Source organism: Microbacterium sp. CGR1, from assembly GCF_001266755.1.
Taxonomy (GTDB): domain Bacteria; phylum Actinomycetota; class Actinomycetes; order Actinomycetales; family Microbacteriaceae; genus Microbacterium.
Genome location: NZ_CP012299.1, coordinates 197,105 through 212,231 on the forward strand (window position 1 = coordinate 197,105; position 15,127 = coordinate 212,231).

13 protein-coding genes are annotated in these 15,127 nt (G+C 68.2%); 6 read left to right on the forward strand and 7 right to left on the reverse strand.

The features are described 5' to 3' along the window. Positions 1 to 31: 31 nt before the first annotated feature. On the forward strand, positions 32 to 2,077 hold the full coding sequence (locus AKG07_RS00935) for an ABC transporter ATP-binding protein (protein ID WP_053099050.1): 2,046 nt from the start codon (positions 32 to 34) through the stop codon (positions 2,075 to 2,077). 7 nt (positions 2,078 to 2,084) lie between these two features. Here the strand turns inward: AKG07_RS00935 and AKG07_RS00940 are convergent, their stop codons facing one another. From AKG07_RS00940 to AKG07_RS00970, 7 genes are read right to left on the reverse strand one after another with little or no spacing between them, the layout of a single operon-like run. Continuing rightward, entirely contained in the window at positions 2,085 to 2,858 is a 774-nt protein-coding gene (locus AKG07_RS00940) for an SDR family NAD(P)-dependent oxidoreductase (protein WP_053095549.1), read from the reverse strand. 20 nt (positions 2,859 to 2,878) lie between these two features. Continuing rightward, positions 2,879 to 3,826 carry a glycosyltransferase family 2 protein gene (locus AKG07_RS00945; protein WP_053095550.1) on the reverse strand — a complete coding sequence of 316 codons (948 nt, stop codon included), beginning with the start codon at positions 3,824 to 3,826 and terminating at the stop codon, positions 2,879 to 2,881. Positions 3,827 to 3,862: 36 nt separating this feature from the next. Continuing rightward, the gene (locus AKG07_RS00950) at positions 3,863 to 5,002 is read right to left on the reverse strand and encodes a cysteine desulfurase family protein (RefSeq protein WP_053095551.1); all 1,140 of its coding nucleotides are present in this window, start codon (positions 5,000 to 5,002) and stop codon (positions 3,863 to 3,865) included. A 5-nt stretch (positions 5,003 to 5,007) separates the two neighbouring features. Beyond that, a complete protein-coding gene (gene nadC / locus AKG07_RS00955) occupies positions 5,008 to 5,859 on the reverse strand; it encodes a carboxylating nicotinate-nucleotide diphosphorylase (RefSeq protein WP_053095552.1) in 852 nt (283 codons plus the stop codon). Continuing rightward, complete coding sequence (gene nadB / locus AKG07_RS00960) at positions 5,859 to 7,373, reverse strand: L-aspartate oxidase (RefSeq protein ID WP_053095553.1); 1,515 nt, start codon at positions 7,371 to 7,373, stop codon at positions 5,859 to 5,861. The genes nadC and nadB overlap by 1 nt, the downstream gene beginning before the upstream one ends. Further along, a complete protein-coding gene (nadA, locus tag AKG07_RS00965) occupies positions 7,370 to 8,707 on the reverse strand; it encodes a quinolinate synthase NadA (protein WP_053095554.1) in 1,338 nt (445 codons plus the stop codon). Before nadA ends, nadB begins: the two co-directional genes overlap by 4 nt. Further along, entirely contained in the window at positions 8,704 to 9,420 is a 717-nt protein-coding gene (locus AKG07_RS00970) for an NUDIX hydrolase (RefSeq protein ID WP_053095555.1), read from the reverse strand. The genes nadA and AKG07_RS00970 overlap by 4 nt, the downstream gene beginning before the upstream one ends. Positions 9,421 to 9,663: 243 nt before the next feature. Between AKG07_RS00970 and AKG07_RS00975 the strand changes: the two genes are divergently transcribed. Genes AKG07_RS00975 through AKG07_RS00995 form a run of 5 tightly spaced genes read left to right on the forward strand, consistent with a single transcriptional unit; the run spans position 9,664 to position 15,056 of the window. After that, positions 9,664 to 11,355, forward strand: coding sequence for an ABC transporter substrate-binding protein (locus tag AKG07_RS00975; protein WP_053095556.1), 1,692 nt, complete (start codon positions 9,664 to 9,666; stop codon positions 11,353 to 11,355). Positions 11,356 to 11,394: 39 nt separating this feature from the next. Further along, the gene (locus tag AKG07_RS00980; RefSeq protein ID WP_053095557.1) at positions 11,395 to 12,390 is read left to right on the forward strand and encodes an ABC transporter permease; all 996 of its coding nucleotides are present in this window, start codon (positions 11,395 to 11,397) and stop codon (positions 12,388 to 12,390) included. Beyond that, on the forward strand, positions 12,383 to 13,363 hold the full coding sequence (locus AKG07_RS00985; protein ID WP_053095558.1) for an ABC transporter permease: 981 nt from the start codon (positions 12,383 to 12,385) through the stop codon (positions 13,361 to 13,363). Before AKG07_RS00980 ends, AKG07_RS00985 begins: the two co-directional genes overlap by 8 nt. Next, a complete protein-coding gene (locus tag AKG07_RS00990) occupies positions 13,360 to 14,223 on the forward strand; it encodes an ABC transporter ATP-binding protein (protein ID WP_053095559.1) in 864 nt (287 codons plus the stop codon). The genes AKG07_RS00985 and AKG07_RS00990 overlap by 4 nt, the downstream gene beginning before the upstream one ends. Next, a complete protein-coding gene (locus AKG07_RS00995) occupies positions 14,220 to 15,056 on the forward strand; it encodes an ABC transporter ATP-binding protein (protein WP_053095560.1) in 837 nt (278 codons plus the stop codon). Before AKG07_RS00990 ends, AKG07_RS00995 begins: the two co-directional genes overlap by 4 nt. Positions 15,057 to 15,127: the final 71 nt, after the last annotated feature.

Below are 15,127 nucleotides of genomic sequence, written 5' to 3' on the forward strand. Positions count from 1 at the left end.
CGGGGTCATGCGTGCTGACTACGCTGGCGACATGAGCATGGGTGGTGGACGCGGGGGATTCCGCGGTGTGGACGAGAGCGCACAGCGTCGGCTCAACGCCGAGGCACCGCGCATCAGCGGGCTCGGATCCAGGGTGATCGCGCTGTTCCGTCCGTACCGCTGGCGCATCTTCTGGACCGGCGTATTGGTCGTGATCGGCGCCGCCATCGCCGTGATCCCGCCGCTGATCGTGCAGCGCATCTTCGACGACGCGCTCTTCCCCGTCGACGGCGGTGGCCCCCAGCTGCAGCTCCTGATCTGGCTGGTCTCGGCGATGGTCGGGCTCTTCCTCCTCTCCGCCGTCCTCGGCGTCGCGCAGACCTGGCTCACCTCGACCGTCGGCAACAGCGTCACGGGCGATCTGCGGGTCCGGCTGTTCGAGCATCTGCAGGCCATGGAGCTCGGATTCTTCACCCGGACGAAGACCGGCGTCATCCAGTCGCGTCTGCAGAACGACGTCGGCGGCGTCTCGGGCGTCCTGACCAACACCGTGACCAGCATCCTCGGCAATGTCGTGACGGTCATCGCCTCCCTCGTCGCGATGATCCTGATCGATTGGCGACTCACGCTCATCGCTGTCGTGCTCATGCCGTTCCTCATCATCGTGCAGCGACGCGTGGGGCAGGTCCGTGCGCGCATCGCCGGCGAGACTCAGGAGTCACTGTCCGAGCTCACCTCCATCACGCAGGAGACTCTGAGCGTGTCGGGGATGCTCCTGTCGAAGGCGTTCAACCGACAGCGCACCGAATCGCAGCGGTACCAGGCCGAGAACCGCAACCAGGTGAGGCTGCAGGTACGGCGGGCGATGAGCGGGCAGGGCTTCTTCGCGGTCGTCCAGGTGCTGATGGCGAGCGTCCCCGCGGTCATCTACCTCGTCTCGGGCTACTTGATCGCCGGTGGCACCGGCGCGATCACCGCGGGAACCGTCGTCGCCTTCACGACCGTCCAGGCCCGTCTGCTGCAGCCGCTGATGGGCCTCATGCGGGTGTCGCTCGACCTTCAGACGTCGTCTGCGCTGTTCGCGCGCATCTTCGAGTACCTCGACCTGGTGCCCGAGATCCAGGACGCCCCGGATGCGATCACGGTCGCTGAAGCGCCGGGGCCACGGGGACGGATCGAGTTCGCCGACGTCGTCTTCCGCTATCCGGACGCGGCACCCGATGCTCGCCCCACCCTGCAGGGCGTCTCGTTCGTGGCCGAGCCCGGTCAGCACGTCGCATTCGTCGGTCCCTCGGGTGCGGGCAAGACGACGGTGCTGTATCTGGCGCCGAGACTGTACGAGGCGCATGGCGGCGCGGTGCTGTTCGCGGGGGCGGACGTGAAGACCCTCACGCAGGAGTCGATCATCGACCAGGTCGGCATCGTCTCGCAGGAGACGTACCTGTTCCACGCGACGATCCGCGAGAACCTGCTGTACGCCAGACCCGACGCGACGGACGAGGAGATGATCGCCGCCTGCACCGCAGCGAACATCCATCACATCATCAGCGGGTTCGAAGACGGCTATGACACCGTGGTCGGAGAACGGGGATACCGTCTCTCGGGCGGTGAGAAGCAGCGCATCGCGATCGCCCGAGTGCTATTGAAGGATCCGCCCGTGCTGCTGCTCGACGAAGCGACGTCCGCTCTCGACACGGTGTCGGAGCGCGTCGTGCAGGAGGCGTTGGACGAAGCGGCCAAGGGGCGCACGACGCTGACCATCGCGCATCGACTCTCGACGATCATGGGGGCCGACGTCATCCATGTCGTCGAAGCCGGCCTGATCGTGGAGTCGGGCACTCACGCAGAGCTCCTCGCGCGGGGCGGTCTCTATGCCGAGCTCGCCGCGCAGCAGGTGGCCGCTTCGCGTGTGCTCGATACGGAGAGGGCCGTCGAGACGGCCGTCTCGGGAGGCGTGCGCGCGGCCCTCGCCCACCGTCGGGCCGACCGGGCTCCGGAGGATTCCGCCGGGGCGGATGCGGTCGACGCGCTCACCGCTCCGGTTCCGCTGCTCGACGTGTCCCGTGCCGACGAGCGGGTCTACCCGGCCGAGGGGTGAGACGTGCTCAGTGCACCGACAGGCCGCCGTCGATGAACAGCGACTGCCCGGTGACGTAGCTCGAGCCGGCGCCGGCGAGGAACACGGCCGCGGCCGCGAAATCCGACGGCAGTCCGTTGCGTCCGATCATGGTCCGTGCGGCGAGGGCGGCGATCTGCTCGGGGTCCTCTTGCAGCCTGGCGTTGAGCGGGGTGAGCACGAACCCCGGGACGAGACTGTTGCTCGTGACTCCGGTGCTTCCCCATGCCTCGGCCTCCGAGCGCATCAGCGACTCCACGGCTCCCTTCGAGGCGCCGTAGACGCCGCTGCCGACGAACGCGCGATGCGCCTGCTGAGAGCTGATGTGGATCAGGCGCCCGTAGCCCCGCTCGGCCATGCCGGTGGCATAGCGCTGGCCGAGCAGGAAAGGGGCGAGCGCATTCACGGTCATCGTCGCGTCCCAGTCGCCCTCGGTGATCTCGGAGAACGGCGGGCGGATGTTGATCCCTGCGGAGTTCACCAGGATGTCCGGCTCGCCGAACGGCTCGACGGCCGCTTCAGCGAGGGCTCGGATTCCCTCCCGCGTGCCGAGGTCTCCGACGACTCCTGCCGCCCGGCATCCGGCGCGGGTGAGCTCCGCCACGGTCTCGGCAATCCGCGCTTCACCGCGCGCCACGATCACGGTCGAGGCGCCTGCGCTCGCGAGTGCCGTCGCGATGCCGCGTCCGATGCCCGAGCTGCCACCGGTGACGACGGCGGTGCGCCCCTCGAGCGAGAAGAGGTCGGCGAGGTACTGGTTCATCGGTCTCCAGAGTGCGCGTCTCACCACGCCAGCGCGGCGGTGAGGGCGGGATCGGGGCGGGCGGCGGCGTGCTCGGGGAGTGCTTCGATCTCGGCGACGAACGCGTCGACCTCGGCTGAGTAGTCCGGTTCGGTGTGCGTGCGCGCGATCTCGAGCAGCGGCGGAATGTCCATGGCTAGGATCAGCTCGAGACGGGCAGTGACGGCGGCCTGTGCCCCCGCCTCGTGCAGCACGCGGATTCCTCCGCGCAGAGCCGTGAGATAGTCGCGCAGCACGGGGAGCTTCGCACGCCCCTGCGTGATCGAGGTGCCGTCCGCGCGCAGGCGCCAGCGCACCACGGTGTCGGGGATGACATCGAAGCTGCGCGCCCGTGTGTACATCAGCTGGGCGACCACCTGATCCTCGTAGGCGACGCCCTCGGGGAACCTCAGATCGTTCCAGAACTCGGTGCGGCTGACCTTCGACCAAGCCACGATGTTCGCGCTCGCTCGAGGGTGCTCCGCGATCGTGGTGGCGAGTCGTTCGGGCGACGTCGCTGCCGACACCCACGGCTGCACGCGCCCCGCGACGTAGCGCTCGCCGTCGAAGCGCGACCGCACGTAGGCGCCGGCGACGAAATCGCTGCCGGTCTCGGCGAGCGTCCCGACGAGTCGTTCGAGGGCCGAGGGCGTGAGTTCGTCGTCTGCGTCGAGGAAGCCGATCAGGGGAGTGTCGACGAGGTCGATGCCGACGTTCCGCGCGGCACCCAGGCCTCGGGACGCCTCGTGCTGCACCGCCCGGAACCGTGGATCCGATGCGGCGGCCGCGGCGAAGATCTCCGCCGTGTCGTCTCTGGATCCGTCGTCGATGAGGATCGCGTTCCACCGCGTCTCGGTCTGCGAGCGCAGCGACTCGAGTGCGGCAGGAGCGAAGGCGCCGATGTCGCGGCCGGGGACGATCAGGGTCACGATCGGGGCGGAGGCGGTCACGAGCCGAGTCTATGGCCGGCCGGTCGGGCTCGTCGTTCAGGGGTGGGTGACCGCGCGCACCGATTCGGCGACCAGCCCGGCGAGCCGTTCGGCCAGGTCGTGCGGGAGCGCCTCGCGTCCGAAGGTGAACCGCACAGAGGTCTGCGCGACCGCGGGGGAGATCCCGCATGCGAGAAGCACATGCGAGGGCTCGTCGCTTCCGGCGGCGCAGGCAGAACCGCTCGACGACACCACGCCCCGACGCTCGAGCTCGAGCAGGACAGCCTCCCCGCTGACTCCGGCGAACGTGAAGCTCGCCGTGCCGGGCAGCCGTGTCACGGGGTCGCCGGTGAGGGCCGCCTGCGGCACGAGTGCGTGCACCGCGGCGATGAAGCGCCCCGTCGACTCAGCGACCCGGGCGCTCGCCTCCTCGCGCTCCGCGTCGGCGAGCTCCAGCGCTGTCGCGAGGGCCACCGCGCCGGCGACGTTCTCGGTGCCCGAACGGCGTCCTCGTTCCTGGCCGCCCCCGTGCATGAGCGGCTCGAGCGCGACGCGCCCTCGCACGGCGAGCGCTCCGACCCCCTTCGGAGCTCCGAGCTTGTGCCCGGCGATCGCGACGGCATCCGCTCCGAGGCCGCTGAGCGGCAGCCACCCCGCAGACTGCACGGCGTCGACATGCACCGGGACGCCTGCCTCCCTCGCGGCTGCTGCGAGGGAGGCGACGTCCTGGACCGTGCCGATCTCGTTGTTGGCGTGTCCGACGGCGACCAGTGCGGTGTCATCGCGCAGGGCCTGCGTCAGAGCGGCGACGGAGATCCTGCCGAGGCCGTCGACGGGGATCGGCGTCACCTCGACGTCGTGGAAGCGCCGCATGTGGTCGGCGGATTCGAGGATCGACTCGTGCTCGATCGGCGAGACGACCAGATGCCGGCGACCGCGTGCGAGGGCTGCCAGCACGATGCCCTTCACCGCGAGATTGTTCGATTCCGTTCCACCGGATGTGAAGATCACATCGCCCGCGCGCATGCCCAGCACTCGGGCCACCCGCGACCGTGCGTCATCGAGTGCGCTCGCCGCGGCCTCACCGTACGTGTGGTGGCTCGACGGATTGCCGAAGACCCCGGTCAGAAACGGGCGCATGGCCTCGACGACCTCCGGTCGCACCGGAGCCGTTGCGGCGTGATCGAGATAGAGCATCCCCGTCAGTCGATCCGCACGTCGAGACCGAGATCGAGCGCCCGGGCGGAGTGCGTCAGGGCGCCGACCGAGATGACGTCGACCCCGGTCGCCGCGATCGCCCCGACCGTGTCGAGAGCGACCCCGCCCGAGGCTTCGACCTGCGCGCGATCGCCGATCATCGAGACCCCGGCGCGCAGGTCGTCGAGAGAGAAGTTGTCGAGCAGCACCGTGTGCGCACCCCCGTCGAGCACGGCGGGGATCTGATCGAGCCGGTCGACCTCGACGACCACGTGCGTCGTGTGAGGCAGCCGGGAGAGCGCATCCCGCAGAGCCGAGGCGAGGTCGACGCCCGAGCGCTTCAGCACCGCGAGATGGTTGTCCTTGGCCATCACCGCATCGGACAGCGAGAACCGGTGGTTGTGACCACCGCCCGAGAGCACCGCATGCCGTTCGAACGCTCGCATGCCCGGGGTCGTCTTCCGCGTGTCGGCGATCCGCGCCGATGTCCCCTCGACCGCGCGCACGTAGGCGGCGGTGGCTGTCGCGACACCGCTCATCCGCTGGGTGAAGTTCAGAGCGATGCGCTCGGCGGTGAGGATGCCGCGGGCCGAGCCGGATACCGATGCGAGCACGTCGCCCGCATCGAAGGCGTCTCCGTCGCCCACATGCACGTCGACCGCGATCGCCGGATCGGTGAGGTGGAACGCGGCCGCGAACACCTCGCCGCCGCTGAAGGTGCCCGCTTCGCGGGCGACGAGGTCGGCAGTGGCGGTGGCATCCGCGGGAAGCAGGGTCGCGCTCGTCAGGTCGCCCCAGGGGGCGTCTTCCTCGAGGGCTGCGCTGACGACGCGGGTGATGTGGGCGGCGGTGAGCATCAGACTGTCTCCAGGAGAGGTGAGGCGAGGGGTTCGCGGAAGTGCGCACCGACGGAATCGGTGCGAGCGAGCGCGGCAGACGCGGTCGCGCGGGCGAGCAGGAGGAGGTTCGCATCCTCGCGCTCGCGGACGGTGGCCGGCTCGGGAATCGCGGCGAGCCAGCGGCCGACGATGGTTGCGGCGTGTCGCAGACCCTCTTCCGAGCGCAGCAGGCCGACGTGGTCCCACATCAGGCGCTGCAGCGCTGCGCGACTGAAGTCGGCGCCGACAGCGATCTCGCCGGTGGATTCCGACTCCTCGGACAGAGGTGCGCGAGGCGCCGAGCCGCGCTGCGAGCTGACGGGAGGATGCTGCCAGGGCGTGCCGAGCGCGGCTGCCGCGCGAGCTCCGAAGACCGCGCCTTCGAGCAGCGAGTTCGAGGCGAGACGATTCGCACCGTGCACGCCGGTGCGCGCGACCTCGCCCACGGCGAAGAGCCCGGGGACGGAGGTGCGCCCGTCGAGGTCGGTGACGACGCCTCCCATCAGATAGTGGGCGGCGGGTGTCACCGGGATCGGAGCGGAGCCCCAGTCGAGACCGCGTTCCCGCGTCACGCGATCGATCGTCGGGAACCGCTGCGCGAGCCTGAGTCCGCCGATCCTGGTCGCGTCGAGACGCACGGGGGAGCCCTGTCGGGCGGACTGGCGGGCGATCGCCCGCGCGACGACGTCGCGCGGGGCGAGCTCGCCGTCCGGGTGGCTGTCGAAGACGAATCGCCGACCGTCGGCGTCCACCAGCGTCGCCCCTTCGCCGCGGACCGCTTCCGAGACGAGGAAGGCGGGACCCTCGGCCAGGATCGTCGGATGGAACTGCACGAACTCGAGGTCGGCCACCGCGGCCCCGATCCGCACGGCGGCGGCGATGCCGTCACCCGTGGTGCCGAGGGGATTCGTGGTGTGCGCATACAGGTGCCCTGCGCCGCCCGTGGCGAGCACGACCGCGTCGGCGGAGAGCTCCGAGACCGCCCCGCCGACCTGGACACGCACGCCGCGCACGACGCCGTCCTCGGCGATCACGTCGGCCAGGAAGGCGCCCTCCACGACGGTGACATCCGCGTCGCGGACCGAGGCCACCAACGCCCGGGTGATCGCTGCTCCCGTGGCATCCCCTCCGGCGTGCACGATGCGTGCGTGACGGTGCGCGGCCTCCCGCCCGAGCAGCACCCGCCCGTCGGGTGAGCGGTCGAACGCGACGCCTCGGGCGATCAGCTCCGCGATCCTGGTCGCGCCCTCGTGCACGAGAACATCGACCGCGGCGGGATCCGAGAGTCCTGCTCCGGCATCGATGGTGTCTGCGGCGTGCTGTGCCGCCGAGTCGCCGACGCCGTAGATTCCGGCGACGCCGCCCTGCGCGTACCCTGTGCAGCCGTCGCCCAGCGCACCCTTCGTCACGATCGTGACCGAGTGGCCGGTTTCGTGCGCGTGCAGGGCCGTCGTGAGTCCGGCGATGCCCGAGCCGACGACGACGACGTTCATCGGGCGCTCGCCGCCACGGGCGGCTTCGCCGCCAGCATCCGTTCGAGGGCGATGCGGGCGGGGTCGGCCACGTCCGCCGTCACCGTGATCCGATTCGGCGTGCGGCCCGCGACGAGCTCTTCGAGCACCCAGGCGAGATACCCGGGGTGGATGCGGTACATCGTCGAGCAGGGGCACACCACCGGGTCCAGGCAGAAGATCTCGTGCTGGGGGAACTGCGCCGCGAGGCGACGGACGAGGTTGATCTCGGTGCCGATCGCGAAGGTGGTCGGCGTGGTCGCCGCGGCGATCGCCCGACGGATGTAGTCGGTCGATCCCGCCTCGTCCGCCGCGTCCACGACGGCCATCGGGCACTCAGGGTGCACGATCACCCGGACCCCGGGGTGCTCGGCCCGCGCCTGGTCGATCTGATCCACGGTGAAACGGCGGTGCACCGAGCAGAACCCGTGCCAGAGGATCACCTGCGAGTCGACGAGCTGTGCCGCGGAGGATCCGCCGAGCGCCTGGCGCGGGTTCCACATCGGCATCCGCTCGAGCGGTACGCCCATCGCCTTCGCGGTGTTGCGGCCGAGGTGCTGGTCGGGGAAGAAGAGCACGCGCTGACCGCGCTCGAATGCCCACTCGAGTACGGTCTGCGCATTCGAGGAGGTGCACACGATTCCTCCGTGGCGCCCCACGAAGCCCTTGATCGCGGCCGACGAGTTCATATACGTGACGGGGATCACCGGCACTCGTCCACCCGCATCGGGTGTGTCGAGGTCGCCCAGCACGTCTGCGAGCTGCTCCCAGCAGTCCTCGACCTGATCGATGTCCGCCATATCGGCCATCGAGCATCCGGCCGCCAGATTGGGCAGGATCACGGCCTGGTCGGGTCCCGAGAGCAGGTCAGCTGTCTCGGCCATGAAGTGCACTCCGCAGAACACGATCGCCTCGGCGTTCGGACGCTCCTTCGCCGCGGTCGCGAGCTGGAACGAGTCGCCCACGTAGTCGGCGTGCCGCACGACCTCTTCGCGCTGGTAGAAGTGCCCGAGCACGACGGCGCGGTCACCGAGGGTGGCCTTCGCGATGCGGATGCGCTCGTCGAGGTCGGCCTCGCCGGCCTCTCGGTACTCGGCGGGGAGCTCTCCCTGCCGCGGAGCGCCGGTGGGGATGACGTCGCCCATCGACGACCCGGGACCGTATCCGGGGCGGGAGTCGAAGTCCCAGGGGCCGGCGGCGAGGTCGGTCGCGCACGTCGCGTCGGTCGAGGCGCCGGACACGATCGACTGGATCGCGTGATCGACAGAGGCGTCGATCGGCTGGACGACCGGTGTGGGAACGAAGGTGATGCTCATCGGGTGCTCGTCTCCTCGGGGCCGAGGGGGCCGTGATCGGCCAGCTCGACGTCGGTGTTGTAGCGGTACAGGCGGGCGGGTCGGTGGTTGCCGGTGCGGAACCGGTCGGTGGGAAGGAGGTTGCCGGCGGATTCGACCTGGCGGCGGAAGTTGGCCGGATCCAGGTGCTTGCCGAGAATGGCCTCGTACGCCTCGCGGAGATCCGCCAGGGTGAACTCGGCAGGAAGGAAGCCGTGGGCGACGCGGCTGTAGCCGACCTTGTTCCGCAGTCGCCACAGGGCGTACTCGACGATCTTCGTGTGATCGAAGGCCAGCGCCGGGAGCTCATCGAGGTCGACCCAGCGCACGTTCTCCGGAGCCTTGCCGGATGCCCGATGCGCCGCGCTCTGCGCGTCGACGTCATCCTGGCGGAGCAGTGCCCAGTACACGATCGACACGACGCGGGTGGGGGAGCGGTCGACGGCCCCGAAGGCGTAGAGCTGCTCGAGATAGCTCGGCGTCAGTCCCGTCGTCTCGGCCAGAGTCCTGGCTGCGGCGTCGACAGCCGATTCGGTCTCGGTGAGCCAGCCGCCGGGGAGGGCCCACTGGCCGGCGAACGGCTCGCGCGTGCGCAGCACGAGTGGCAGCGCGAGCACCGCCGAGCCGTCCTCGGTGCGTCGAAGGGTGAGGATCACGGTCGACACGGCGACGTCGATGCCTCTGCTTTGGGTCATATATACCTTAACCTCCTGTTCTGATCTTAGTGTCATCTCGACTGTTAGTGCATCTTCATGACGCCACCGCCCCTGAGGCCGAAACGTTATATACCAGCGTTCTGGACTCTTGTCGCTATGAAAGGGATTTGTTAGGTTACTGTCCTAACAAATCCCTTTCGGGATCTGTTGCGAACTCCGTCCGGAGTTCGACTCCACCCGGAGAAATCCCTCCTGCAGTGCAGCACCGAGAGGAAATACAGAATGATCCGTAACGGAAGGCGCAAGATCGCGCTCACCGCTGTGGCGGGGGCATCCGTCCTCGCCCTGGGCCTGACGGCCTGTGGCGCAGGCGGAGGCAACGAGGGGAGCGGTGGCGATGGCGACCGTGCTCTTCGTGTCTGGGCCGGCAGCCAGACCCCCATCACCGCGAACTACAACCCGTTCGCCCCGACGGTGCTCCACGGTGCACTCGGGCCGATCTACGAGCCGCTGTTCTTCTTCAACAAGACGGCGGATTCCGAGCCCGTCGGTCTGATCGGAGACTCGTACGAATACAACGAGGACGGCACGGTGATCACGATCGCCATCAAGCCCGATCTCAAGTGGAGCGACGGAGAGCCGCTGACCGCCGCGGACGTCGCGTTCTCCTTCACCTACGAGGCCAACAACCCTGAGGGCAACGGTCTCGTCTCGGCGGAGGCGACCGACGACACCACGGTCGTCCTCACGTACACGACCGCGCAGTACACGACCGAGTTCCAGCGCCTCGGTTCGACCTACATCCTCCCCGAGCACGTGTGGGCGGAGGTCACCGACTTCGCGAACTTCGCCAACGAAGAGCCGGTCGGCTCCGGCGCCTACGTGGTCGACAAGACGACGAGCGAGTCGTACACGCTCGTCGCGAACGAGAACTTCCGCGACGCCGACGAGCTCGGAGTCAAGAAGGTCCAGTACATCGCGGTCGACAACAACCAGACCGCACAGGACCTGCTCGCCGCCGGCAAGCTCGACTGGACGGGCATGTTCATCCCGAACCCGGACGACGTCACGGGCAACGGAGCGATCGATTGGATCAACACGCCGCAGGACCCGACCGTCCTGTACACGTGCTCGAACGCCGAGCTCGGCTGCACGGGTCCCCAGACCGACGTCGCGGTTCGACAGGCGCTCAACGTCGCGATCGACCGCGCGGCCATCAAGGACAAGGCGTTCGTCGGTCTGACCGGCGACATCTCGCCGACCTTCGCGCTGCTGCCCCGTGACGAGAAGTGGGTCGCGGACTCCGCCAACGAGATCAGCCCCCAGGAGGCGAACGCCGACGAGGCGGGCGAGATCCTCGAGGCCGCCGGCTACACGAAGGACGGCGACTTCTACGCGAAGGACGGCGTGCCGCTCGAGCTCAGCCTGATCTCGGTCGACGGCTGGACCGACTACAACGATGCGGCGAAGCTGATCGCCGAGCAGGCAGAGGCTGCCGGCATCAAGATCACGGCATCCACGGTGCAGTGGCAGGAATTCTCGGACGCCCGTCAGGGCGGTGACTTCCAGCTGATCGTCGGCGGTGTGGTCGGAACCTCGGTGGCCGACCCGTTCCAGATCTACCGCGACTGGTTCGGCGGCACGACCGTCGGTTCGACCGCAGCGGTGGGCTCGGAGGTGCCCGCGGGGCGTTGGAACTTCAGCCGATACAGCAACCCCGTCGTCGACACGGCCGTCCAGGCCGCGATCAGCACGAACGACGAGGCAGAGAAGAAGGAGCTGTACGGCACGATCCAGACCGAGATCGTCCGTGATCTGCCCTATATCCCGCTCGTGATCAACGCGACGCAGACCTTCTACAACACGAAGGACTTCACGGGATGGCCGACGGAGGAGGACCTCTACGCCTTCCCACCGTCCTGGGGTGCGATCGCGGCGGGCTACGTCCTGACGCAGCTCGAGCCGGCGAACTAAGCACATGGAGTCGGGGGAGCAGGAAGCACGGTCAGTGACATGAAGTTCTATGCACGAAGAATCGGGTTCTACGCGTTCACGCTATGGGCCGCGATCTCACTCAACTTCCTGCTTCCCCGGCTCATGCCGGGGAACCCGGCGGACATCATGATCGCCAAGATGCAGCGAGCGGGCGGCGAGGTCTCCGAGACCACGATCCGCAACATCAAGCTGCTTCTCGGCGGTGATGACTCGTCCCTCTGGGATCAGTACATCGCGTACTGGGGGCGCATGTTCCAGGGCGACCTGGGCATCTCCGTCACCAAGTTCCCCGCGCCGGTGAGCGAGCTGATCGGGCAGGCGCTGCCCTGGACGCTCATCCTCGTCGGCACGGTGACCGTGATCTCCTTCATCCTCGGCGTCGTCCTCGGCGCCTGGGCGGGATGGAAGCGCGGAACGTGGGTCGACCACCTCATCCCGGCGACCACCGTGCTGCAGTCCATCCCGTACTTCTGGATGGCGCTGCTGCTCGTCTCGGTGTTCGCGGTCGGGCTCGGCTGGTTCCCGATCTTCGGCGGCTACGACGTGTTCGACTTCCCGGACGGTCCCGAGCCGACCTGGGCGTTCTTCATGGATGCGCTCTCGCACGCCATCCTGCCCGCACTGACGATCGTGATCTCGTCGGTGGGCGGCTGGATGTTCGGGATGCGCAACATGATGGTGCAGACCATGGCCGAGGACTACGTGCTCACGGCCGAGGCCAAGGGGCTCCGTCCGCGTCGCATCATGACGACGTACGCCGCCCGCAATGCCGCGATCCCGTCGATCGCCGGCTTCTCGATCACCCTGGGATTCGTGGTCGCCGGCTCCATCGTCATGGAGCAGGTGTTCACCTACCCGGGCATCGGGAAGCTGATGTTCCAGGCGGTCACGAACAACGACTACGCGCTGATGCAGGGACTCTTCCTCGTCATCACGATCACGGTGCTCGCCGCCAACTTCATCATGGACCTCGTCTATGGCTTCATCGACCCGAGGGCTCGCCAGAATGTCTGACACCGAGAACACAGTGCTGATCACGAAGGATCAGCCCATGACCCAGCCTGCGAGCACGATCTCTCTCGCCACCCAGCGGGGCCGCAGACGCCGCCGCGTCCTTCCCACCTCATCGACGAAGTTCATCATCGGCGCGAGCATCGTGATCGCGATCGTGCTGTTCGCGATCATCGCGCCGATCTTCTCGCAGGACCCTCGAAGCACCGACAACCCCGCACTGCTCCCGCCCTCGCCGGAGCACTGGTTGGGCACCACCAAGCTCGGCAACGACATGTTCGCCCAGCTCGCCATCGGCGCCCAGGGCTCGCTCCTCGTGGGCGTGGTAGCGGGCGGAATCGCCATCATCCTGTCGCTTGTCTTCGGAGTCCTCGCGGGGTACCTCGGCGGATGGCGCGAGGACACCCTGGCGCTGCTGACCAACGTGATGATCGTGATCCCCGGCCTGCCGCTGGTGATGGTGATCTCCTCCTTCGTCCCGCAGCGCAGCTGGCAGCTCGTCGCGTTCGTGCTCGGCATCACGTCCTGGGCCGGTGCCGCCTACGTGCTCAGGCTGCAGACCCGATCTCTGCGCACCCGTGACTACGTCTACGCGTCCAAGGTCGCGGGAGAGCGATCCTTCCGCGTCATCCTGGTCGAGATCATGCCGAACCTGCTGCCGTTGCTCACCGCGCAGTTCCTGTTCGCGATCATCTTCGCGATCCTCGGCGAGGCCGGTCTCTCGTACCTCGGTCTCGGCCCCAACTCCTCCATCACCTGGGGGACGATCCTCAACGACGCGCAGTCAGGTCAGGCGCTCGGACGAGGCGCCTGGTGGTGGTTCGTCCCACCGGGAATCATGATCGCCATGCTCGGCGCGGGACTCTCGCTCATCAACTTCGCGATCGACGAGGTCATCAACCCCAAGCTCCGCAATGCACCCGACGCCGCTCGGCGCGTGCGCAAGGCCGCCAAGACGAAGGGGGTCGCCGCATGAGCGCTCCGGATGCCGTGCTGACCGCACGCGACGTGTCGATCGAGTACGAGGTGGATCCGCCCGTGAAGGCGGTCCGCAACGTCTCTCTCACACTCAACCGAGGCGAGATCCTCGGCCTCGCCGGTGAGTCCGGCTGCGGCAAGACGACGCTCGCCTACGGCATGAATCGTCTGCTCAAGGCTCCTGCGCTCATGACCAGCGGCGAGATCGTGTTCCATGACCGCGACGGCCACGACATCGACATCGTCGCTCTCGACGGCGATGGGCTGCGGGCCTTCCGCTGGGACAAGATCTCGATGGTGTTCCAGGGAGCGATGAACTCGCTCAATCCGGTCATCAGCGTCAAGGCGCAGATCTTCGACATCTTTGAGACCCATCGCCCCGGCATGTCCAAGAAGGACAAGCAGGCGCGGGCCGAAGAGCTGCTGACCCTGGTCGGGGTCGACCCGTCGAGACTGACGAGCTTCCCCCATGAGCTGTCCGGTGGCATGCGTCAGCGCATGATGATCGCGATGGCGCTCGCGCTGGACCCTCAGGTGATGATCATGGACGAGCCGACCACGGCGCTCGACGTGGTCGTGCAGCGCGGGATCATCCGCGAGATCATGCGGTTGCGTGAGCGGCTGGGCTTCGCGGTGATCTTCATCACGCACGACCTGCCCATGCTGATCGAGATCAGCGACCGCATCGCCGTGATGCTGCAGGGGCAGATCGTCGAGGAGGGCACCGCGGAGGAGATCTACCGCACGCCCCAGCACGAATACACCAAGAAGCTCCTGTCGAGCTTCCCGAGTCTGACCGGCGAGCGCGGAGATTTCGTCCGCACCGGCAACCAGCCCAGTCAGGAGGAGGTCCGATGAGTGCTCCCACCCTCGAAGCCCGCAACCTGGTGAAGGACTTCACGCTGCGATCCGGCCTCAAGACGTCGGTCCTGCACGCGGTGAAGGACGTCTCGCTCACCATCGAAGCGGGGAAGACGGTCGCTCTCGTCGGCGAATCCGGGTCGGGCAAGTCGACGATCGCCCGGATGCTGATGAAGCTCGAGACGCCGACGGGCGGGCAGATCCTGCTCGACGGCAAGGACTCGGGCATGCGCGGCCGCGCCGTGGAGGACTACCGCTCCCAGGTGCAGATGGTCTTCCAGGACCCCTTCGCGTCACTCAACCCGTTCCACACGATCATCCATCACCTGGAGCGGCCGATCCGGCTCCACCACCCCAAGCTGTCTGGCTCCCAGGTGCGCGCTCGGGCGATCGAGCTGCTCGAGCGCGTGCGGCTGTCGCCCGGCGAGAGCTTCGCCGAACGTCGCCCGCATGAGCTGTCCGGTGGTCAGCGGCAGCGCGTGGCGATCGCTCGTGCGCTCGCCCCGGGCGCGCGGTTCATCGTCGCGGATGAGCCGGTCTCGATGCTCGATGTCTCGATCCGACTGGGAGTGCTCAACCTGCTGGCAGACCTGCAGCGGGAGGAGAACCTCGGCGTGCTCTACATCACGCACGATCTCGCGACGGCACGTCACTTCAGCGACGAGATCATGGTGCTCTACAAGGGCGATGTCGTCGAGCGGGGCCCCGCCGACGAGGTCATCCTCAATCCGCAGCACGAGTACACCAGGACATTGCTGGGCGCCGCACCCGAGCCCGAGAACCTCGGGCGTCTGCGAGACGAGGTCAGAGCCGAGCTGGCGGGTCGCTGACCTCCAGTGCATGACGCCGCGCTCGCCTGGCGCCCCACCCTCGGGGCGTCGGGGGAGCGCGGCTTTCTGCT

Excerpts from the sequence above, each read along its gene's own strand:
- AKG07_RS00935 (WP_053099050.1), top strand. The coding sequence starts at position 32 with ATGAGCATGGGTGGTGGACGCGGGGGATTCCGCGGTGTGGACGAGAGC.
- AKG07_RS00940 (WP_053095549.1), bottom strand. The coding sequence starts at position 2,858 with ATGAACCAGTACCTCGCCGACCTCTTCTCGCTCGAGGGGCGCACCGCC.
- AKG07_RS00950 (WP_053095551.1), bottom strand. The coding sequence starts at position 5,002 with ATGCTCTATCTCGATCACGCCGCAACGGCTCCGGTGCGACCGGAGGTC.
- nadC (WP_053095552.1), bottom strand. The coding sequence starts at position 5,859 with ATGCTCACCGCCGCCCACATCACCCGCGTCGTCAGCGCAGCCCTCGAG.
- nadB (WP_053095553.1), bottom strand. The coding sequence starts at position 7,373 with ATGAACGTCGTCGTCGTCGGCTCGGGCATCGCCGGACTCACGACGGCC.
- nadA (WP_053095554.1), bottom strand. The coding sequence starts at position 8,707 with ATGAGCATCACCTTCGTTCCCACACCGGTCGTCCAGCCGATCGACGCC.
- AKG07_RS00970 (WP_053095555.1), bottom strand. The coding sequence starts at position 9,420 with ATGACCCAAAGCAGAGGCATCGACGTCGCCGTGTCGACCGTGATCCTC.
- AKG07_RS00975 (WP_053095556.1), top strand. The coding sequence starts at position 9,664 with ATGATCCGTAACGGAAGGCGCAAGATCGCGCTCACCGCTGTGGCGGGG.
- AKG07_RS00980 (WP_053095557.1), top strand. The coding sequence starts at position 11,395 with ATGAAGTTCTATGCACGAAGAATCGGGTTCTACGCGTTCACGCTATGG.
- AKG07_RS00985 (WP_053095558.1), top strand. The coding sequence starts at position 12,383 with ATGTCTGACACCGAGAACACAGTGCTGATCACGAAGGATCAGCCCATG.
- AKG07_RS00990 (WP_053095559.1), top strand. The coding sequence starts at position 13,360 with ATGAGCGCTCCGGATGCCGTGCTGACCGCACGCGACGTGTCGATCGAG.
- AKG07_RS00995 (WP_053095560.1), top strand. The coding sequence starts at position 14,220 with ATGAGTGCTCCCACCCTCGAAGCCCGCAACCTGGTGAAGGACTTCACG.